Source organism: Pseudomonas sp. SWRI99 (genome assembly GCF_014270125.1).
Taxonomy (GTDB): domain Bacteria; phylum Pseudomonadota; class Gammaproteobacteria; order Pseudomonadales; family Pseudomonadaceae; genus Aquipseudomonas; species Aquipseudomonas hamedanensis.
Window position 1 is genome coordinate 28,429 of the sequence record NZ_JABWQR010000029.1, and the last position, 21,616, is coordinate 50,044.

At 57.9% G+C, this 21,616-nt stretch carries 18 protein-coding genes; 13 read left to right on the forward strand and 5 right to left on the reverse strand.

Annotated elements, in window-relative coordinates:
- Positions 1-20 precede the first annotated feature (20 nt).
- The 7 genes from HU743_RS21450 (at position 21) to HU743_RS21480 (ending at position 9,186) form a co-directional block, all read left to right on the forward strand.
- Complete coding sequence (locus HU743_RS21450; protein ID WP_186651095.1) at positions 21-2,243, forward strand: polysaccharide biosynthesis tyrosine autokinase; 2,223 nt, start codon at positions 21-23, stop codon at positions 2,241-2,243.
- Between the two features lie 42 nt (positions 2,244-2,285).
- Positions 2,286-3,368, forward strand: coding sequence for a glycosyltransferase (locus HU743_RS21455; protein ID WP_186651097.1), 1,083 nt, complete (start codon positions 2,286-2,288; stop codon positions 3,366-3,368).
- Positions 3,369-3,383: 15 nt separating this feature from the next.
- Entirely contained in the window at positions 3,384-4,496 is a 1,113-nt protein-coding gene (locus tag HU743_RS21460) for a polysaccharide pyruvyl transferase family protein (protein WP_186621839.1), read from the forward strand.
- Positions 4,493-5,725, forward strand: coding sequence for a phosphoribosylaminoimidazole carboxylase (locus HU743_RS21465; RefSeq protein WP_186651099.1), 1,233 nt, complete (start codon positions 4,493-4,495; stop codon positions 5,723-5,725). The genes HU743_RS21460 and HU743_RS21465 overlap by 4 nt, the downstream gene beginning before the upstream one ends.
- Positions 5,716-6,819: a hypothetical protein gene (locus HU743_RS21470; protein ID WP_186550440.1), complete on the forward strand. Its 1,104-nt coding sequence runs from the start codon at positions 5,716-5,718 to the stop codon at positions 6,817-6,819. The genes HU743_RS21465 and HU743_RS21470 overlap by 10 nt, the downstream gene beginning before the upstream one ends.
- Before the next feature lie 12 nt (positions 6,820-6,831).
- On the forward strand, positions 6,832-7,878 hold the full coding sequence (locus HU743_RS21475) for an acyltransferase (RefSeq protein ID WP_186651101.1): 1,047 nt from the start codon (positions 6,832-6,834) through the stop codon (positions 7,876-7,878).
- Positions 7,879-8,055: 177 nt separating this feature from the next.
- Positions 8,056-9,186, forward strand: coding sequence for a GDSL-type esterase/lipase family protein (locus tag HU743_RS21480; protein ID WP_186651103.1), 1,131 nt, complete (start codon positions 8,056-8,058; stop codon positions 9,184-9,186).
- Between the two features lie 66 nt (positions 9,187-9,252).
- Here the strand turns inward: HU743_RS21480 and HU743_RS21485 are convergent, their stop codons facing one another.
- Positions 9,253-9,666 (reverse strand): mannose-1-phosphate guanylyltransferase, encoded by a 414-nt coding sequence (locus HU743_RS21485; RefSeq protein ID WP_186550447.1) that lies wholly within the window; start codon positions 9,664-9,666, stop codon positions 9,253-9,255.
- Positions 9,667-9,697: 31 nt separating this feature from the next.
- Positions 9,698-10,531 carry a UTP--glucose-1-phosphate uridylyltransferase GalU gene (galU, locus tag HU743_RS21490; RefSeq protein WP_042560129.1) on the reverse strand — a complete coding sequence of 278 codons (834 nt, stop codon included), beginning with the start codon at positions 10,529-10,531 and terminating at the stop codon, positions 9,698-9,700.
- Positions 10,532-10,921: 390 nt separating this feature from the next.
- Here galU and galE point away from each other — a divergent pair, with 390 nt between their 5' ends.
- The 6 genes from galE to HU743_RS21520 all read left to right on the forward strand — a co-directional run bounded on the left by galE (position 10,922) and on the right by HU743_RS21520 (position 17,123).
- Positions 10,922-11,938: a UDP-glucose 4-epimerase GalE gene (galE, locus tag HU743_RS21495; RefSeq protein WP_186651105.1), complete on the forward strand. Its 1,017-nt coding sequence runs from the start codon at positions 10,922-10,924 to the stop codon at positions 11,936-11,938.
- Between the two features lie 231 nt (positions 11,939-12,169).
- Positions 12,170-12,406 carry a hypothetical protein gene (locus tag HU743_RS21500; protein ID WP_016775457.1) on the forward strand — a complete coding sequence of 79 codons (237 nt, stop codon included), beginning with the start codon at positions 12,170-12,172 and terminating at the stop codon, positions 12,404-12,406.
- Positions 12,407-12,550: 144 nt separating this feature from the next.
- The gene (locus tag HU743_RS21505) at positions 12,551-13,612 is read left to right on the forward strand and encodes a polysaccharide biosynthesis/export family protein (protein WP_225922786.1); all 1,062 of its coding nucleotides are present in this window, start codon (positions 12,551-12,553) and stop codon (positions 13,610-13,612) included.
- 12 nt (positions 13,613-13,624) lie between these two features.
- Positions 13,625-14,290: a YjbF family lipoprotein gene (locus HU743_RS21510; RefSeq protein WP_186651107.1), complete on the forward strand. Its 666-nt coding sequence runs from the start codon at positions 13,625-13,627 to the stop codon at positions 14,288-14,290.
- A gap of 29 nt (positions 14,291-14,319) precedes the next feature.
- On the forward strand, positions 14,320-15,048 hold the full coding sequence (locus HU743_RS21515; RefSeq protein ID WP_186651171.1) for a capsule biosynthesis GfcC family protein: 729 nt from the start codon (positions 14,320-14,322) through the stop codon (positions 15,046-15,048).
- Positions 15,045-17,123 (forward strand): YjbH domain-containing protein, encoded by a 2,079-nt coding sequence (locus HU743_RS21520; RefSeq protein ID WP_186651109.1) that lies wholly within the window; start codon positions 15,045-15,047, stop codon positions 17,121-17,123. The genes HU743_RS21515 and HU743_RS21520 overlap by 4 nt, the downstream gene beginning before the upstream one ends.
- Before the next feature lie 611 nt (positions 17,124-17,734).
- Here HU743_RS21520 and HU743_RS21525 read toward each other — a convergent pair.
- The 3 genes from HU743_RS21525 to HU743_RS21535 form a co-directional block, all read right to left on the reverse strand.
- Entirely contained in the window at positions 17,735-19,129 is a 1,395-nt protein-coding gene (locus tag HU743_RS21525) for an undecaprenyl-phosphate glucose phosphotransferase (RefSeq protein ID WP_186550458.1), read from the reverse strand.
- Positions 19,130-19,518: 389 nt separating this feature from the next.
- Entirely contained in the window at positions 19,519-20,178 is a 660-nt protein-coding gene (locus HU743_RS21530) for a helix-turn-helix domain-containing protein (RefSeq protein WP_186550460.1), read from the reverse strand.
- Positions 20,179-20,457: 279 nt separating this feature from the next.
- Positions 20,458-21,198, reverse strand: a complete 741-nt coding sequence (locus tag HU743_RS21535) for a winged helix-turn-helix domain-containing protein (RefSeq protein ID WP_186651110.1) — start codon at positions 21,196-21,198, stop codon at positions 20,458-20,460.
- Positions 21,199-21,616 lie beyond the last annotated feature (418 nt).

Here is a 21,616-nt window from a genome sequence, read left to right on the forward strand (position 1 = left end):
TGAATGGTAAGAACAGACTTATGCAGTTACCGTCCGTAATCGGCAACCGTGACAACGATCAAGACAGTATTGATCTGATGGGCATCTTTGGCAGTCTAATTGACCAGAAATGGCTGATCGGCGCGCTCACCGGTGCCTTCATGGTCACCGGCGTCGCCTATGCGGTTCTGGCCACCCCGGTCTACCTGGCCAACGCACTGGTGCAGGTCGAACCGAAAAAGAACGACATGCTCGGTTTTTCCGACCTCAACAGCATGCTCGGTGGGCAATCGCCGTCGGTGACCGAAATCGGCATCATCAAGTCTCGCGCGGTGATTGGTAAAACCGTTGACGACCTGCGCCTGGACATCGACGTCACGCCCAACACGTTCCCGTTGATCGGCGGCTTTCTTTCGCGTCGCTATCGCGGCGACAGTGAGACCAGCGTCGCGCCGCCGCGTTTGGGCCTGAACAGCTACGCCTGGGGCGGCGAGCGCCTGCAGTTCAGCCGGCTCGAACTGCCGAAAGACCTGCTCGGCAAGAAACTCACGCTGATCGCCGGCGAGCAGCAGCGCTTCCAGCTGTTCGATGAAAACGACAACCTGCTCGTTGAAGGCGTGGCGGGTGAAGCGTTTACCAACGACGGCGTAGAAGGGCAGATCGCTCAGTTGGCGGCCAATCCCGGCACACGTTTTCAGGTGGTGCGCAATCCGCGGATCGTGACCATTCAGGGTTATCAGGACGCGCTGGACATTTCCGAGCAAGGCAAGGAATCGGGGATCATTCGTCTGGCGCTGGCCAGCTCGGACGCCGCCGAAGCAGTGAAAATCCTTAACAAGATTGCCGCTCTGTACGTCGAGCAGAACGTGCGTCGCACCTCGGCGGAAGCGGCGCAGAGCCTGGCGTTTCTGCAAAGCCAACTGCCCCAGGTCAAACGCGATCTGGCCAAGGCCAGCGATGCCTTGAACGCCTACCAGACCCACGGCAAGACCGTGAACATCTCGCTGGAAACGCAATCGGTGCTCGGTCAGTCCGTGGCGCTTGAAACGCGGATTTCCGAGCTGAAAATGCAGCAGGCGGAACTCGATCGCAAGTTCACCAAACAGCACCCGGCCTACCGCGCGTTGATGACGCAGATTGGCGAGTTGACCCAGCAGCAGAAATCTCTTGAAGGCAAGGTTCAAGACTTGCCGGCCACCCAGCAGGAATTGCTCAACCTGACCCGCGACGTCGAAGTGGCCTCGCAGATCTACACGCAATTGCTGAACAAATCCCAGGAACTGGACATCGTGCGCGCCGGCGCCGTCGGTAACGTTCGTCTGGTCGATACCGCCGACGTCGACCTGACCAGCCCGATCAAACCGAAAAAACCGCTGATCGTGCTGATCGCCACATTCCTCGGTGCTTTTGTCGGCGTTGCCCTGGTATTGCTGCGCAAATCCCTCAGCCGTGGCCTGGAAGGTCCCGAGGCCATCGAGCAGTTGGGCTTGCCGGTGTACGCGTCGATTCCGTACAGCGCCTTGCAGGAAGAAGAGGACAGCAAAAAGGGCCGCGCGCGCGATGGTGTGGACAAGCCGGCGTACCTGCTGGCCCTGCGCAACCCGACGGATCTGTCGATCGAATCGATTCGCAGCCTGCGCACCTGTCTGCACTTCGCCGGGCTGGATTCGACCAACAACCGCATCATGATTTCCGGGCCGAGCCCACAGGTCGGCAAGACCTTCGTCTCTTCCAACCTCGCCGCGGTCATGGCCCTCAGTGGTCAGCGCGTGGTGCTGATCGATGCCGACATGCGCAAAGGTCATTTGCACAAGACCCTCGACACGCCGATTGCCAACGGTCTGTCCGACCTGCTGGTCAAGCGCTGCACCCTTGAGCAGGCGATCAATAAAGTCGAAGTCGACAACCTGCACTTCATCAGCCGTGGGCAGGTCCCGCCCAATCCGTCCGAGCTGTTGATGCACGCCAACTTCCGCGAGCTGCTGGCGCAACTCAGCGACCTCTACGACCTGGTGATCATCGACACGCCGCCGCTGCTGGCGGTGACCGACGCCGCCATCGTCGGCCGCGAAGCCGGCATCAGCCTGATCGTCACCCGTTTCGGCGTGAACCCGGCCAAAGAGATCGAGCTGACCATTCGCCGCTTCGCGCAAAACGGCATTGAGTTGAAAGGCGCGGTGTTCAACGGCGTCGAGAAGCGTGCGGCCAGCTATTACGGCGGCAACGGCTATTACAACTACGAATATGCGTCCGACAAAGCCTGACTGTCAGCGATTGTTTTTTTTCCTGTTTGAAGTGGGTGAGTTGTGAAAAAAATATTGCACGTGGCAGAGACGATCAAAGGTGGCGTCGCGACGGTCATCCGCACCATTTCGGCCTCGCCGGAAGGTGACGCGGCGAAGTATGAGATGGTTTATCTGGTCCCCGAGGACCAGGCCAGGGAGCTGCACGGCATCGCGCCGCAACAGATCCGTACTTTTCCACGCAGTGGCCGCAATGTGCCGTCGCTGTTGCGTTTTGCCTGGCGACTGACCCAGGTGATGCTCAAGGAAAAGCCCGATGTGGTGCATTTGCACAGCACGTTTTCCGGGGTGATCGGCCGTTGCGTGTGCGTGCTGTTACGGCCCTGGCGCAAACCGAAAATCGTCTACTGCCCGCACGCGTTTTCATTTCTGATGGAAAGCTCGCCGATCAAGCAGAAAGCGTATGCGTGGATCGAGCGGGTGCTGCAAAAAGTCACCGACGTGATCATCTGCGTCAGCCAGTACGAGCTGGATAAAGCCGCACGGTTCGGCATCGAGCGCAAGCGCATGAAGCTGATCTACAACGGCATTCATCATAAGGATGACGCGCCGAAAGCCACCGGCAGCGAGCCGATTCATCTGTTGTTCGTCGGCCGCCTCGACTACCAGAAAGGTTTCGACGTGCTGCTCAAGGCCTACGCCAAGGTCAACCGCAACGACCTGAAATTGACGGTGGTCGGCAGTGCGGTCAACGAGGACTCGGTCGAATGTCCGCCCATGGACTCGGTTGAATACTTGCCGTGGGTCACGCCAAGCGAAGTGCAGGCGCTGTATCAGAAAGCCGACGCGCTGATCGTGCCCAGTCGCTGGGAAGGCTTTGCCATGGTCCCGCTCGAAGGCATGGCCATGGGCTTGCCGGTGATTGCCAGCAACTGCACCTCGCTGCCTGAACTGGTCACCAACGAAGTGTCCGGCTATGTCTTTCCGTCCGGTGACCACCAGGCGCTGGCCGATGTGCTGACGATCATCCAGAAGCCACGCCTGCTCGACCTCGGCAACGAAGGCCGCAGCATCGTGCGCGAGCGCTTCAGTGCCGCGCTGATGATCCGCCAGACCTACGACTTGTATCGCGCTCCCACTTATTAAGTAGAACTCAAGCTTATGAACGTAACGATTTTGCATGGCTACAGTGCGTCCAACTCTGGTGACGGCTTGCTCGTCGATCTGGCGATTGCCCTGGTGCAGCGCAATTTTGGTGAGGACACTTCGATCAATGTCGTGGCCTCCGATCCGGACTCTTTCAGTTACCTGCCGCACCCGCGCTTCGACGCGCCAGTGATGGCGGCCAAGGGACTGGGCCGGGTCAAGCAAGCGGTGTTCCTCAATCAGTCCTATGCCGGGCTCGCCGAACTGCTGAAAAAAACCGACCTGATCGTGGGTGTCGGCGGCGGCTACATGCGCTCCAAAAGCGCTTTCGAACACATCAAGTTAAAGCTCGGTCACGCCAAGCAACTGGAGACGGCGATTCTCAGCAAAGTGCCGTCGGTGTATTTGCCGCAAAGCATCGGTCCGTTCCACGGCGAGAGCAGCAAGATCGTTGAACACTACGCCGGTGCCGACGCTGTGTTTGTGCGCGACAACCGTTCTTCGGCGATCTTCGATGCCTGTGAAAATGTCTATCGCGCGCCGGATCTGGCAGTGCAGTCGCTGGCGAGCAAGATCCTCGCGCAACCGAAATTCACCCGCTGCGCCGCCTCGCCGGCCACGGTCTGCGTGGTGCTGCGCAAGCCACCGGAGTGGAGCAAGGAAAAGAAGCTCGCCTATGTCGCCAATCTCAAGCTGTTACTGCAGCGCCTGAAGAACAAAAGCAAAGTGGTCTGCGCCGTGCAGAGTGCTGTGCGCGGCAACGATGACGGGGCGTTCTATCGCGAGTTGGGTATTACCGAAGACCTGTTGTCACTGAAGGCGACCATCGCCAAATACCAACCGGATCTGGTGATTTCCGTGCGCTTGCACGGTGCGATCGAATCGCTGCTCTCCGGCGTGCCGGCGTATCACATCAGCTACGAGCGCAAGGGTTTTGGCGCGTATCAGGACATGGGCGTGGAAGACTGGGTGATCAATGGCGGCGACATCGATGTCGACACCATCATCAACACGGTTTACAAGCCCAACGCATTGTCTGATTTCGGCCAGCGCCTGACCGACACCTGCCGTGAGATCGAGGCGAAGACCGTGGCCATGGACGAGATCATCAAGGGTGTCATTCGATGATATTTCGGCTGTTGCTTCGCGGCGGAGCCTTGGCCGCGAAGTTCTTGCTGGTGCTGGCGATCACTCATTACCTCGGTTATGAGGCGCTGGGTTTTTACGGCGTGGTGGTCGCGGCGTCGCTGATCGCTTCGAAGTTTTACAGTGTGGGTTTCAGTTCCGAGATCAATCGGCTGATCAGCGTGGGTGGCAGTTCCCGTCGCGTGGTCGACAAAGTCCTGCTGCTGTACCTGGCGGTGGGGCTGCTGCTGTCGGTGGCGACGGTGCTGGTGTATTCGCTGTTCCAGCAGGTGGAAGCGGCGGCGTTGCTAATCCTTTGCGTGACCCTGGTGTTGCTCACCGAGCACCTGTCGTTCGAGATCAATTCCTTTGTGTTTTCCGCGCAAAAAGCCACGGCAGGGGCCTTGCTGTTCTTCATCAAGACTGGCCTCTGGGCGCTGTTGGCGGTGGGCGGGATGATGCTCGGTTGGGTCGCGGGCATCGCCAGTGTGTTGTGGCTGTGGGTGGTCGCCAACGTGTTGGTGATCGCGGTCGGTTACCTGATTGTGGTGAAGGTACACAAGGGCCGCGAAGCGGTGGCGCTGGACACCGCGACCGTGTGGAAAGCCGGGTTGCCGTTCTATCTCGGCACCGGGCTGATTGCCCTGAGTCAGTACGCCGAGCGCTTTCTGATCATCGATCTGGAACCCTACGCCAGCCTCGGCAAATACGTCTATGCGTGGTCGGCAGCGAACACTTTGCAGGCGTTGTCGTATGCGGTGGTGGCGGTGGTCGGCATTCCGGTGTTGGCCAAGCGTTTCCAGGCTGATCGGCAGGCGTTCACGGTCAAGCAACTCTTTATCAACAAGTGGGTGATGCGCTCGTTGGTCGTCTCGGCTGCGGTGGCGGTGGCGATTTATCTGTTCTTCAACGTGGTGCTCGATTATGTCGCCACCAGCGTCCCGCGTCCGGACAACGCAATCCTCGGCGTGCTGATCTTTTCCTTCGCCTTGCGCGCAATTGGCGACATCGTCTGGGGCGGCTTGATCGCTTCGAAAAACAGCCGGGTGTCGCTGGCCAGCGCGGCCCTCTGCCTGATGATTTCGGTGCCGGTCAGCTACCTGCTGATCAAGCATTACTCGATCTATGGCGCGGCGTGGGGCAATGTCTTTGCGATCGTCGTGCAACTGGCCGTGATTGCCCTGTTGACTCGCGTCACCGGCGCGAAGAAGGCCGCGCTGTCATGGGCCTGAAGCTGCCGTGCATCGAGTTTCGTGGGCGCAGACTCGATTCGTCCATTTCGTTCCTGATCCTGTTCACCGGGCTGTTTCTGTCGGTGGCAATGCCACTGCTGGTACCCCGCGATCCGGGCCCGGACGCGATGACCTTGTGGTCGTCCTACGCGCGCGCCGACAACTGCAATTTCTGGAACCCATTCTCGCCGGATCGCTCGTCCTACGAGTGTTCGGCGTTCCTGCTGCGGCCCACCGGGATCAACCTGACCAATGCCTGGGCCTACGGCATGTTCTGCAATTTCTTCCTCACGGCGATTCCGGTGATTGTCTTTCGGCGCATGCCGCTGACGATCTTCGGCACCCTGTGCCTGTGGGGCGTTGTGCGTTCGTTTTTCCTCGAGAACCTGACCAAGGAAATTATCGTTTCGGTGGCGGTGCTGAGCATTTTGCTCAGCTCGTTGACACGTAAATATCGCGGCGGTTTTTTCCTCTCAGCGGTGATTTACGGCGTGTTGATCCGCCCCTACTGGATTCTGTTTTCGCTGTCGTGGGTCGGCGTCTGCGTGATGAAAAAATACGTGTCGCGCTTCACCTTCTTTCTGATGCTGTTCCTGTTTTACCTGGCGGTGGCGATGGCAATTCAGGTGGCGCTGGGCTTTCCGGTGTCGTCGATTCGCGCCAGCAACAACGAGCTGCGCACGGCGGGCGAGGAGGGCTCCAAGTCGCTGATCGTCTCGTGGCTCAGCGGTAGCGACTTCGTCTCGCAGGCGCTGGACTCGATGATCATCTTCTTTCGCCTGTCGTTCCCGGTGGAGCTGATTCTGCTGTCCGGGCCGGGGCAGGTGATCTTCGTTGCGCTGATGATCATGACCGCGCTGCTGCTGTTCAAAGTCATCACTTCGACCGATTACAAGGGCGCGCCGATCCAGACCAAACCCAAGGAGCTGATTGCGATTCCGTTGGCGTTTCTGCTGGTGCAGGGCTTGTTCGAGCCAGACTTCGGCTCCTTCGCCCGGCACTTCTCGATGGTGGTGCCGGTGTTGTTCGTTGGCCTGGGATTGATGCTGCGCGCGAACAAACCGGCGCAGGTCGAATCACGAATTCTCACTTAAGGCAGGTGCTCTATGTCGAGCAAGAACAAATCCCTGGAAATCGAAACCCTGCGCGGCCTGGCGTGCCTGCTGCTGGTGCTCTATCACGTCATCGGTCCGCTGGGCGGCGGCTTGAAGATCGACATCGGCTCGCCGTTTCGGGTGCTCGCCGATTCGATGGTGTATGTGCGCATGCCGCTGTTCACGTTCATTTCCGGGTACATCTATTCGATCTACAAGATTCGCGGCAATGACTTTTCTGCGTTTTTCAGCGGCAAGGTGCGGCGCTTGATCGTGCCGCTGTTTTGCGTCGGTGTGCCGTTCTCGGTGTTGCAAGCGGTGGGGCCGGGGGTGAACAAAGACGTCGGCGTGATCGATGCACTGTTGTCGTTCTGGGTGCCGATCAACCACTTCTGGTTTTTGCAGGCGGTGTTCATCATTTTCATGTTCGTCGGCCTGCTGGAGTGGCGCGGCCTGCTGCGTTCGGCGACGCGGCTGTATGGGCTGTTTGCATTTGCAGCTGTGTTGTTTTTGCTGCCGCCGTTGCCGCTGGATGCGTTTGGCATCAATGGCGCGATTTACCTGCTGCCATTTTTTGTCGCGGGGATGATCGGCCAGAAAAACGTCGAGCGCTTGAAACGCACGTTCAAAGTCAGCGGGCCACTGCTGTTTGTGGTGATCTCGCTGACGCTGCTGTACGTGGCGGCGATGGATCGCGAGTTGATTGTCGACCGTCGCAGTGTGGTCGGGCTGATTGTGGGTTGTGTGTCGTGCATCGCCTTGTTGTCCAGTGACATGCGTTCCAGAGCGCTCACCTGGCTGGGCGGTTATTCTTATGCGATTTTTCTGTTTCACGTGCTGTTCGCCGCGACCTCGCGGTTTGTGCTCGGGCGCCTGGGCGTTAAGGATGAAAGCCTGTTGGTGCTGGGCGGCTGGAGTTGTGGCTTGCTCGGGCCGGTGGTGTTGGCGATGGTGTTCAGTCGGTTCAATTTCACCTCCGTGTTGTTCCTCGGAGAGCGCGCGGCGAAGCAGAAACCGCCAACAATCGTGACGCCTGTTGTGCAGACGCAAAACAGCTGAACACTGTTCCATGCTGTACACAAAACCCCTGTAGGAGTGAGCCTGCTCGCGATAGCGTCATCATTGCCAACATTGATGTTGGCTAATCCACCGCTATCGCGAGCAGGCTCACTCCTACAGTGATTTGTGTACGACAGAAGTCCCGACAGAGGGCATCACAGACAAAGGAAATTTCGAATGTTGCCAGTAGACGCCCCTCAACCAGTCGCTGCCTCGGTCATAGAGGTGGGCGATGCCCGCGAGCGGTTTGCGCAGTGGCGCGAGGGCAAGGCCGGCAAGGTCTTGTCGGTCTCGGTGATCGGCGACAGCTACACCGCCGGGCAGGATTTCTACCTGAACAAACTGGTGCAGCGAGTGGCTGGCGAAGTGGGTTTCGCCGGCCCCGGTTACGTCGGATTCAACCACGGCGCGGCGCTGGGCGGCACGCACTTCAAATACACCCGCAGCAGCGACAAATACTTCGGTGGTGGCTGGAAAGTTTCCGACCTCGGCCAGGCCAGTCCTGACAGTCGCACGGTGACAGGTAAGCCCGGTGCATGGGTGCAGATTGATGCCAGTCCGACCCCCGCGATCGACACCACCGTCACCCAGGCGAAATTGCTCTATCTGGGCAACGGCCAAAGCAACGAAGTCCGTTATCGCTGGACGCCCTCGCAAGACTGGCGGCCCTTGCAGCTTGAAGGCTCGGGCGTTCAGGAAGTTACGCTGCCCGGCGCACCTCCGGCCGCCGACTGGTCATTCAAACTGGAAGTGATCAAAGGCGCGCCGACGTTATTCGGCCTGTGGATGGCTAACGATCAGAAGGGTGTGCGGGTGTCGAAACTGGCGGCCTCCGGCGCGGCCTCCGCTGACTTCTATCATCAGGACCCAGCGTGGCAAGCGCAGTGGAAATCCGTCGTGTCGAAGATCCCGGCCGACGTCTATCTGATCATGCTTGGCGGCAATGACCAGGGTTTTGGCGTCAAGCCAGCGCAGTATCTGCAGAACGTTCAGGGGCTGGTCGCGATGCTGCGCGAGATCCAGCCGGCGGCGAGTATTAACCTGATCATGCGTCAGGACACCACGCGCTCCAGCGCCTATCCGATGTCGGCGTATGCGCAGGTACTCGAACCCTGGGCGCGCGAGCAGCATTTGGGTTACGCCAACCTGCAATGTGCGTTTGGTCCCGACGTTAAACGCTACGCTGCGGCAATGATCGGTCCGGACAAGATTCATCCATTGCCGGCCACGGGCGGCAAGGTGATTGCCGATTATTTTTATGCCTGGATCTTGGGGCACGATCCTGAGTGCGGTGCTGCCCCACGCTGATGTGGGGGCACGGTGATCGTTCCCACGCTCTGCGTGGGAATGCCGCCCGGGACGCTCCGCGTCCCATCATTTCGCAGGGGCGAAGTTATCGATTTGATCGAGCAGTTCGTCGAGCTTCTGCGGCATTAACCGCGTATCACAACGAGTTTCCACGTTGATGATAATCGCCGGGTCGTTACAGCACAGGCGCACGCGAAAGCGCCAGTCGCTGAAAATCACTTTCAGCCCATCGCGGTCATCCATTTCCAGCGCCTGCTCGCCATACAGTTGCTTCAGGTGAGCGAGCAGGGGATAGGGATCGCGCATCGGTCGGCGGATATCGCCGGACGCGGGAAACACGCCGATGCGCTCGACCAGCAGAATCGTGCCCAGCCAGGATTCATTGGCGCTGGGCAACGGTTGATGGCGGGACAACCAGCTCATCACCCCGAGGTTGTCCACCTCACGTTCAATCTCTGTCGAATGTTGTGCAATGTTCATGGTTGTCCGCCTGTTGTGAGTGAAAGCCGTCTCAGCGGCCCTTGAGGTACACGTTCTCGTAGCAGAAATTGGTCGCTTGCAGATAACCCTCGGCGTCGCCGCAGTCAAAGCGCAGGCCCTTGAATTTGTAGGCCAGCACGCAACCGTTCTGCGCCTGTTTCATCAGCGCGTCGGTGATCTGGATCTCGCCGCCCTTGCCCGGTTGGGTGTCGGCGATCAGGTCGAAAATGTCTGGCGTCAGGATGTAGCGACCGATGATCGCCAGGTTCGACGGGGCGTCTTGCGGCGCCGGTTTTTCCACCATGTTGTTGACCCGGTAAATACCGTCGGAAATCAACTCGCCGGCGATCACCCCGTACTTGTGGGTCTGGTCCGCCGGGACTTCCTGGATGGCAACGATCGAGCAGCGGAATTTCTTGTACAGCTGGATCATCTGGGTCAGCACGCCATCGCCTTCCAGGTTCAGGCAGAGGTCATCGGCCAGCACCACGGCGAAGGGTTCGTCACCGATCAACGGGCGACCGCTGAGAATGGCGTGGCCCAGGCCCTTCATTTCCACTTGGCGGGTATACGAAAAGGTGCAGGTATCGATCAGCTCACGGGTGCCGGCGAGAAATTTCTCTTTTTCGGTGCCGCGGATCTGGTGTTCGAGTTCGTAGCTGATGTCGAAATGGTCTTCCAGCGCACGCTTGCCGCGACCGGTGACGATGGCCATGTGTTGCAGGCCGGCGTCCCGCGCTTCTTCAACGGCGTATTCGATCAATGGCTTATTGACGATCGGCAGCATCTCTTTCGGCATGGCTTTGGTGGCCGGCAGAAAACGCGTGCCATAACCGGCAGCGGGGAACAAACATTTACGAATCATAAAAACATCCTGGACAGTCATGGAACACAGGCGACGGTTGCAAGCCGAAAGAACCGGCTGCAAGTTATCAATGATGATTGAAGGACTACTTTAATACAGTAGCCAGGTTGTTAATGGCAATGCGCAGTCGCGGTTAAATGCTGCAATGTTATGCGATGTCGGTCAGAGCATTATTAGTTATTTTTAGTCGGCATCTGCTAATAGTGGTAAGTGCGCAGGGAGTGCTAATAAGTATCCGCCAACAGAGTTTGACCCGGAAAAATATTTATTACCAGTGGTTGAACTAATTTTGTTAAAGGTTGTTGTCGCCTTGTTTATGTGGACTGCCACACACATTCACTGCATGAGGCTTGACACGCTACCGGGTACTTATCAATGACGGACCGCGCTATGAAAATTCTGGTCACCGGGGGCGCCGGCTATATCGGCTCGCACACCACACTTGCACTGCTCGAAGCAGGTTATGAAGTTGTTGTTCTGGATAATCTTTGCAACAGCAGCGATGCGGCATTGCACGCCATCGAAGCCATCTGCGGCAAGAGCGCATGGATGATCCGCGGCGATGTCTGCGACCGTGCGCTGCTTGAGCGGATTTTTCGCGAGCACCGGATTGACGCAGTGCTGCATTTCGCCGGGCTCAAGGCGGTCGGCGAGAGCGTGCGCAAGCCGCTCGACTACTACGAAACCAACGTCGGCGGCAGTATCACGCTGTGCCAGGCGATGGCGGCGGCGGGGGTGTTTCGCCTGGTGTTCAGCTCTTCGGCGACGGTATACGGTGAGCCTGCGCAAATGCCGATCCGCGAGGATTTTCCCACGGGCAATCCCACCAATCCCTACGGGCAGTCCAAGCTGATCGTCGAGAACGTGCTGCGCGACCTGAGCCTGGCCGAGCCGCGCTGGAGCATTGCGCTGCTGCGCTACTTCAACCCGATCGGCGCCCACGCCAGCGGGCACATGGGTGAAGACCCCAACGGCATTCCCAATAACCTCGTGCCTTACATCAGCCAGGTTGCGGTCGGGAGCCTGCGCGAACTGTCGATCTTCGGCAACGACTACCCGACGGTCGATGGCACCGGCGTGCGCGATTACATCCACGTCGTCGATTTGGCCGACGGGCATTTGAAAGCCCTGCAATCGATCAGCGAGCGCAGCGGTATCCACACCTGGAATCTCGGCACGGGCGATGGCTACAGCGTGTTGCAAGTGCTGCATGCCTTCGAACAGGCCTGCGGCCGGCCGGTGCCGTATCGCATGATGCCGCGCCGTGCCGGTGACATTGCCGAGAGCTTTGCCGATGCCTCGAAAGCGGCGAAAGAGCTTGGCTGGAAAGCCACGCGCAGTTTGCAGGACATGGTCACTGATACTTGGCGCTGGCAGTCGAACCATCCCAACGGTTACGCGGGATGATGGCCAATTAGCCCAATGTTATTTTCAGTCAGGTTGTTAGATAACGTCGGGAAATTACACTGGCAATGCCTTTTGCAAGTCCGTAGATATAAACCTGCCGTTCGACTTTTATCAGTTGCGTAAGACTGTGAAAGAACAACGGATCTTGTTCGCGCTTGTGGCGGACTTGAACGCTACCAACTCTAACTCAGGCCGGTTTTTTAACAGGTCGAATGTTAGAAAGGAGTTGTTATGAAAAAAGTGATGGCAGTTGCCCTGTTGACGATGTTGAGCAACTGGGCTGCCGCCGCTGAAGCGCCGCTGACAGCGGTAACCAATGTAGGTGGCAGTGTGGCGGCTTCTCAAGCGCCCGCTGCCAGTACTGCAATGGTTGCCAGTGCTGTAGCGGCGTCCAACAGCGGTGGCAGTGCCAATGGCGGTACCACCGGTACGACGGGTACCACCGGTACAACCGGCACGCATAACTAACAGGAACATTTGTTAGTGCAGTACAGGGTCGCCCGACGCAAGTCGGGTGACTTTGTTTTTGGATTCGCCCTTGAATAGCGTAGTGCCATTATGACTCGTAGTGTTTATCTTTTAATGTTGGCAAGTCTCGCTTTGCAAGGTTGCATGTTTTCCCCCGGTCAATACCTGAGCACCGGCAGCATCACCCGCCAGGGCGCCAGTGAAAGCAGCCGGGTCGAGCTGATTCCGATCACGCCCAAGCTGATTTCCATGAACCGCGCCACGCAAAAGCGTGAGACGTTGCCGCCGGAATTGCTGGCGACCCCGGCCGAATACCGCATCGGCAACAACGATGTGTTGTACATCACGGTCTGGGACCACCCCGAGCTGACCGCCCCGTCCGGCGCGCAGCAACAGATCGATGCCAACGGCCGCCTGGTGCGCTCCGATGGGACGCTCTACTACCCGTTCATCAAGGAAGTCCAGGCCGCTGGCCGGACCATCCAGCAACTGCGTTCGGACATCGAGCAACGGCTGTCGGCGTTCATCGCCGAGCCGCAGGTGGATGTCGCGGTGTTGCGTTTTGCCAGCCAGAAAGTCGTGGTCACCGGTGCGGTCACCAAGGCCGGACCGCAGGCGATCTCGACCAACCCGCTGAGCGTGGTCGAGGCGCTTGGTTCCGCCGGAATCGACACCAACAATGCCGACTTGTCCGGGTTGCTGCTGACGCGTAACGGCCGTGTCTATCCGCTGAATCTGGACTCGCTCAACCAGCAGGATTCCGAGTTGCAGAATGTCTTCCTCAAAGGCGGCGATCAGCTGTATCTGCCGTACAACGACAACAAACGCATCTACGTCATGGGCGAGGTCAACCAACCACGTGCCCTGAGTTTCAAGACGGCGACGATGAACCTTTCCGATGTGCTCGGTTCGGTCGGCGGTTTGAGCCAGACCACCTCCAACGGCAACGCCGTGTACGTCATTCGCGGGGTGGAAAACCTTGATGTCGAACCGGCGAAGATCTACCAGCTCGAAGCCGAATCGCCGACCGCCATGGCACTCGCCTCGCACTTCCAGGTTCGCCCGCAGGACGTTGTGTATGTCGGCCCGGCCAACGTGACGCGCTGGAACCGCTTCATCAGCCAGTTGGTGCCGTCGGCGTCGATTGTCGGTACCGGGGCTTCCGCTGCGAAGAACTGGAGCGAATACAGTAACAACAGCAAATAAGGCCGCCCGACTGTGAACACTTTGAAAGCGGGCGTCTGCCTGATGGCGGCCTTATTGCTGTGCGGCTGTAATCCGTTGATGAGCGCGTCCTTGAACAACCTCAAGGCCGCGGCCGTCGGTCCGGACGAAGTAGAGGTGAGCCCCGCCGAAGTGGCCGGGGTCAACTATCCGCAACTGAAACTGACCACGCCGTCCGGCTCCGGGGTACTGGCGCTGGTACGCGAGCGTGAGGACCTGCAGTTCTGGGTCGCGTCCGGCAAACAGGTGTTGCTACTGCGTAACGGCCTCGCCGTACGCAGTATCGGCCTGGGCCTGGAAGGTGATCTGGACGGCACGCGGCTGGCCGATGACGCGCCGTTCAAACACGGCCTGCACCACGTCGCCGATGGTTTTGCCACACGGCGCTGGATCGACCTGTACAAAGGCCAGGAAGTCGGCGTGATGGTCAACAGCCGCTTTTCGCGCCGCTCGACTGAGACCCTGAATATTCTCGGCAAGGCCTACAGCGTGCTGCGTATCGACGAGCAGATTGACGCCCCGGCCATCGGCCTGCGCGCGACCAATCGTTACTGGGTCGATCCGCGTGACGGTTTCATCGTGCAGAGCGAGCAGCAACTGACCTCGCAACTGCGCGTGAAAATCGTACAGCTGACGCCTGATCGCAGGCACCTGCCGTGAAGCGCCTCGGTTATTTAGCGTTGTGCCTGATGCTGCTGAGCGGCACGGGTCACGCAGCCGTCACCGTTTCCGGCGATGTCGCCAACCCCGGGGCGATCGAGTTGCCACCCGGCGGGCGCTTGCTCGATGTGATCAGCGAGGCTGTGCCCAATGCCGAAGGGTATTGGCTGGCAGGCGTGTTGCTGCGCAAATCGCTGGTGGAGCAGCAGACGCGGCTTAAGGTTGGCGTGTTGTTTGATCTCGACGTGTTGCAGCGCATGGCCACGCTGTTCGACCGGCCGAGCAGGGCGGCGCTGGCGCAGCGGATGGCCGAAGAAGTTCGTCAGATGCCAGTGACCGGACGGCAGATCGCTGACCTCGATCCGGTGGCGCTGGAAGTCGGTTTCGCCCGCAACATTCGTCTCGACGATGGCGATCGCCTGATCTACCCCAAACGCGTCGACGAGGTCGAAGTGTTGGGCGCTGTCGCCGAGCCTTGCCACCTGCCGTATCAGCCGTTGCAGGAGGCCCGTGAATACCTGCAAGGCTGCACGATTCTGGCCGACGCCGAAGCCGACTACCTGTGGTTGATTCAGCCCAACGGCGTTTCGCGGCGCGTAGGCATTGCGCACTGGAATCGCGAGAGTGGGCAGTTTCCGGTGGCCGGCAGCAAGATTCTGGTACCGCTTAAAAATGATGATCTAGATCCGCCTCTTCCTGAACTGAATCAGCAGTTGGCCGAATTCATTGCCACGCAGCTGGCCGAGGTGGTTCGTTGAAGTTACGTTTTGCAGCTGTGTTGTTATTGCCTTGCGGTCTGGCTCATGCCGAGCCGCGCATTACCCAGAATGACTTCGGTGGCGCCGGTCTGCTGCAGACGCCGACCGCACGCATGGCCCCGGCCGGCGAGTTGAGCGTCAACGCCAACCGCACCGACCCTTACAGTCGCTACAGCGTGTCGTTGCAGCCGCTGGACTGGCTCGAAGGCTCGTTTCGCTACACCGCGATCACCAACCGGCCTTACGGCTCGGAGGCCCTGAGCGGCAGCCAAAGCTATAAGGACAAGGCGGTTGATGCCAAAGTCCGGCTGTGGGAAGAAAGTCACTGGGCGCCGGAAGTGGCGCTGGGCTTCCGAGATATCGGTGGTACCGGTTTGTTTTCCAGTGAGTTTTTCGTCGCCAACAAGCGCTACGACAATTTCGATTTCAGCGCGGGCATCGCCTGGGGCTACATCGGCAACCGTGGCGACTTCGATAACCCGTTGGGCTTTGCCAGCGAGCGCTTCAAGACCCGCCCGGAAACCGAAGGCACCGGTGACGTCAATGCCGGTTCGTATTTTCGTGGCCGGCCGTCGTTCTTCGGCGGCGTGAGTTACCAGACGCCCTGGGATCGCCTGAGCCTGAAGCTTGAATTTGACGGCAACGATTACAAAAACGAACCGAAGGACAACGAGATCAAGCAGGACTCGCCGATCAACCTCGGCGCGGTGTTCAAGGTGACCGATTCGATCGATCTCAGTGCGGCGTGGGAACGTGGCAACACCGCGATGTTCGGTGTGACTTTCCACACCAACTTCGTCAGCCGCAAGGCGCCCGCCAAAACCTACGACCCCACGCCGGAACCGTTGCCGGCAAAAGCGCCGACCAAGACAATGGAGCAGGTCGACTGGGCTGACGTGTCCAAACGCTTGCAGCAGAATGCCGGTTACAAGGTCGAGCGCATCAGCCAGCGTGATTCCGAGCTGATCGTCTATGGCGAGCAGCAGCGTTATTTCCATTCGTCCAAGGCCGTCGGGCGGGCGAGCCGGATTCTTGATAACAGCGTCAACGACGACATCGACTGGTTCACCGTGGTCAACAAGCGCTACGACCTGCCGCTAGAAGAAACCAGCGTGCCGCGCCAGACCTTTCGCGAGGTGATCAACAACGAAGAGCCACTGCTGTCCCTGCACCGCACCACCGAGATCAACCCGGCGATGCCGCACAACGAAAAAACCCTCTACACCGAAGCGCCGCAGCATTTCAGTTATGGCGTGGGCTTGGGCTTCAAACAGAACGTCGGCGGCCCGGATGGCTTGCTCTATCAATTCAGTGCCGACGCCGATGCCGAGTATCGCTTCAATCGCAACACCTGGTGGAGCGGCTTGCTCAGCGCGAACCTGGCGAACAACTTCGACAAATTCAGCTATGACGCGCCGAGCGGTTTGCCCCGTGTGCGCACGGATTTGCGTCAGTACCTGACCACCTCCAATACCACCATGCCGTTATTTCAGGTCAGCCACGCCGAGCAGTTGGATAAAGACCTGTACGGCATGGTCTACGGCGGTTATCTGGAGTCGATGTTTGCCGGTGTCGGCGGTGAAGTGTTGTTCCGTCCGACCGGCGAACGCTGGTCGCTGGGGGCGGACATCAACTGGGTGCGTCAGCGCGATTTCGATCAGGGATTTGCCTTGCGCGACTACTCGGTGGTGACCGGGCACATCACTGGCTACACCGACCTGCCGTTCGACACGCTGGCTGCGGTCAGCGTTGGCCGCTACCTGGCCGGCGACTGGGGCACGACCGTGGACATTTCGCGGGAGTTCTTCAACGGCGTGCGTGTGGGGGCATGGGCGACGATCACCACGGCCAGCAGCGCCGAATATGGCGAAGGTAGCTTCGACAAAGGCCTCTACCTGTCGATCCCGTTCGACGAGATGATGAGCATGTCGACCATGCGCCGCGCCAACCTGGTCTGGGCCCCGCTGACTCGTGACGGCGGCGCGAGGCTCAATCGCAGCTATCAACTGCACTCGATGACCGATAGCCGGGAAGGGGACATGTTCTATCGCAACTTCGAGAAAATCACTGAGTAAGCGCCGGCCTCCCAAGCTCGACACAAAACCATTGCAGGAGCGAGCCTGCTAGCGATAGCGTCCGGTCAGTTGACATCTTGATGCCTGACACACCGCTTTCGCTGGCAAGCCAGCTCCCACAGGGTCTGCGTCACGCCGCAACTCTGGATCCAGCCCCAAAACCTGTGGGAGTGGGCTTGCTCACGAAGGCGCCGGCACATCCAACATCTCCATCGCCTGACCCACCGCTTTCGTGAGCAAGCTCACTCCCACATTGGCTATCTGTCTCAGCGAAAATTGCTGCTCAACCCCAAAACCCGGTGGAGCGGGCTTGCTCGCGAAGGCATTGGCACATTCAACATCTCCATTGCCTGGCCCACCGCTTTCGCTGGCAAGCCAGCTCCCACAGGGTCTTGCGTCACGCCGCAGATCCTGGCTATGACCTGAATCCCTGTGGGAGCGGGCTTGCCCGCGAAGGCATTGGCACATTTAACACCACCATCGCCTGACCCACCGCTTTCGTGAGCAGGCTCACTCCCACAGGGTTCGTACCTGTACTCGGTACCGGTTTACCCAAATCCCGCCCACAAAAAAGGGGACTTTCGTCCCCTTGCGACCCGAAGCACTGCGCCTCAGTAAATATCCTTCGACAGCAAGGTAAATGGCGTCTTCACCAGAATCTTCAGATCCAGCCACAACGACCAGCTGTTGATGTACTGCAGGTCAATCTCGACGCGCTTCTGCATCTTGTCCAGCGTGTCAGTCTCACCACGGCAGCCGCTGATTTGTGCAAGCCCGGTGATGCCCGGTTTAATCCGGTGACGCGCCATGTACGCGAGGATTTTCCCCGAGTAATAGTTGTTGTGTGCAACCGCATGAGGGCGCGGGCCGACCAAAGCCATGTGCCCTTGCAGCACGTTGAACAGTTGCGGCAACTCGTCCAGCGACGTGCGGCGGATGAAGCGGCCGACAGCGGTGATACGCGAGTCATTACGGCTGGCCTGCTTCACTTCGCGATCATCGTGAACACGCATCGAGCGAAACTTCCAGACCTTGATCACCTTGCCGTTCCAGCCATGCCGATCCTGCTTGAAGAACACCGGGCCGGGCGAGTTGATCTTCACCGCCAGGGCAATCAGCAGCAGTATGGGGCTCAGCGCGATGATCGCCAGGAACGCCACGGTCTTTTCCACCAGGCTTTTGCTCAACGCTGCGGTCGGACGGCTGGTCAGCGGACTTTCATTGAGGTAGATCGCCGGCAGACCATCCACTACTTTCACCGAGTGATTCAGCAGGGTCAGGCTGTTCAAGTCCGGGACCCACACCACATCGACGTTAGCACCCAGCAAATCGACATACATCGCTTCGATTTTCGCCGCTTCGCACAGCGGCAGGGTGATGTACAAGCGACGGATGTCATGCGCTTCGATCAGTTCCAGCAACTCGTCCTGCGCACCCACGACACGCGGTGCATCCGATGCGAGAAGCGGTGTGTCACCGTTGCTGACCAAACCGATCAGCGGCAGGTTTTCCAACTGGCTGAGTTTCCTCGCCAAGCCCAGTGCCAGTTCGCCGGTACCGACGATCAGGGTCCTGTGCTCGCTTTTCCGCGAACGCTGGTAGTACTTGGAAAACGCATGCAGCGGAGCGTACAGAAACGCCTGACCGAGGAAGCCGTAGACCGCCCAGCTCAGGATCACCTGGCGGGAAAACAACTCATCGGCTTGGCAGACAAAGGCGATGCACGCGAGTGCCGCCATGGTCATCGACCACCCCATGAACAGCCGACCCAGCCCGGTCAGGTAATTGTCACGTTTGCGATAAACACCGCTAAACGTGTAAGCCGGCACCGATGCCAGAACGGCCAGCGTTGCGCACATACGGTAGTAGAACGCGACCGTCCCGGTGTGCTGCTCGGCGAGTATGAACAACAGCGTTACCACAAAGCCCTGTGCCAGCGCCCATTGGCCCCAAAAGGTCAGTCCCTTGAGGCCCGTGCTTCGATTGATACTGAGAGAAAGATCCATACGATATCCCCAAAAGACGTCCATTCAGGTTTCAACAGTTGAAAACCGACTTGTTATGCAGACTTATTGTTTTTGTTCTAGCGAGTGTCCTGAGGTAACAACGTCGATATGTCGAACTGTCGTCAGTCAATAGACTAATTTATTGACGGGAAGGGTGTCTGACGAGTTCTAACAAGATGGCACAGTGCCAACTTTTTAATAATTAAATAGCTGAGCTGTTAGAAAAGGTCGTGGAGCGGGGGGTGAATAAAGGCAGTTGTATTTGTTACTGTTGGAGGGGTGGAGGCAGGTGGCTGGATAGTCAGGGGAGGTGAAGCCAACAGAGTGCTCTTCTTGTTGTTGTAGTCGCACTTTATATCTGTTTGCTTTATTCGGAGTGTCGAAGGTGATTACGCGACGATATCCTGGATGAGGCAATATCCGCGGTTTCTCACAGCACGAAACAGCCGCTCGCCGTTACTGGCGCTTTTAAACTTGTCCTGCAATCGACTCAAGCACATCTCAAGCCCGCGGTATTGCTCTGGTTCGCGGCCGATACTCAGAATCAGGTCGTCGCGACTGACAACTCGATCTTCGTGAGTCAGCATCTTTCTGACCAGAGCTGTCTCTAGACCAGTCAGGCTGATCTCGACACTGTCTTTGACCAATGCACCTTGAGCATTGTCCAGATGCCAGGTTTCGCTGCCGGATACATCGCTTTCAATGGCGGTTGGCATTGCGTTGTTATGTCCAGTCAATGCCGGGATGTTGTGAAAGGGATTGCCTGTTTGCGCGGCCCGCCATTCGGATTCAAGCGTGGCCAGTATGCGCTGGGTATCATGTTCGATGCTGCGTGCAACATTTTTTCGACTGAGGCTTGGGTAACTGAACTCCATGACCGTTGGGGCGGAAGAGGGCGAAGCAACACCTTCAACAAACATTTGTGCCTGCGATGTGCCAAACGAGTTGAAACGTTCACTGGACAAGATGCTCTCCAGTTCACGCTGCGACGTTGAGCTGTGCGCCACGACAACAAAATATTTTCTTGGGAGGGTTGTACTCGTTTCCATGTCTCTCTCCTAAATACATACCAAAATTGGCTAAAAGATAAATCGGCAGGCGAGCAATGACTTCCTCGGAAGTAATCGATAGGCAGGGTTGGGCCGAATGATGGCCCTCGATAAATTCCACTCGAACTGCTGCTATGTTATGGAGTTTTATTGTTATGGGTCGTGTTGTCGCGCTCATTCAAAAGCATGATTTCTGACAGGCGTGGAGCAGAACTGGAGCTATAGAGTTGCATCAGACGATCCTTCGTTCGTATGCAAAAGGGATTGGCTGCCCGTGAGTCAGGCAGTCGATATCAGGCCCCGCATCAGGCGATAGCCGTAGCCGCGGATGCTCTGAATCGCGTTTGTACCATACATCTCCTTGATTTTTCCACGCAAGCGACTGATTGATTTTTCCAGCGCCCTAGGATCGTAGAAATTGGTGTTGAGGCCCATGATGCCGGCTATTTCATCGTGGCTCAGTATGTGATTACCCGTTTGCGCAAAGGCTTCGAGGATCTTCATTTCGGCAAACGAGATGTCGAGTTTCTTGCTGGTGCTCATCAGGCAGATACGCGTCGGGTCGAGCGTCAAGTTGATGTCACGTTGCCATTCTTCGCTATTGAAGAACTCTGCCAGCAAGTCGGCACTGTCGTCTGAAAGGGTGTTGAGCTTGATACAAGCATCCGCGCCGGCCAGGTAATATTTGATCTTGTTGAAGGCGCCACGACCCGTTATGACGGCGCAGATCAGCGGTTTCAAGTTGTCGCTACGCAGGCTTTCGACCAGGGCGAGATTGTCTTCAAGTGCCTGCGGGCTATCGATGACAAGGAAGATGGCGCGATACGAACCCAGGTATTCATTCTGGTTGAAGTAGCCCGTGTATTCGCTGGCTTCAAGCGGTATATCGATTCGCACGTGCGGGGCGACTAGCGCTCTAAAATGTTCAGCCACGCCACGGGTACGACTCAAAGTGAGAACACCAGGTTCGTCATTTGTCGGGCGCGGGCTTCTAGTCGCTAAGTTCCCTGAGAGCATCATGCTTTGACTCGAATTAGTGCTGACATCGGGATGTTAAAGCACCGGTTCTCATCTGTGACTGACAATTGGTAACATTTACGCGGAAATTAGACGTGGCTCGCGAGTTTTCTAACAATAATTAAGCTTTTCAAGCTTTTAGTTGATTTCCGCGAAGCTGTGAACTACTGCTTAGATGATGGCGATATGCAATGGTGCCACTATTCTGAGTCTATTGCGATGGCTTTGTCTATGTCCTTTTGCCACTGAATGGCCATCCGGGAAGAATGTGAGCCAGGTCACACTTTATATCTTTGCTGAAATATTTTTACTACATGGATATAAATTTTTTCTGAGTAGTTCGTCGGCCGACGATTATTAACATGGCTTGAGTGTGGCATTTCATAAGACCTATTCTTCCGGGCCAAAAGAACTACTTGCA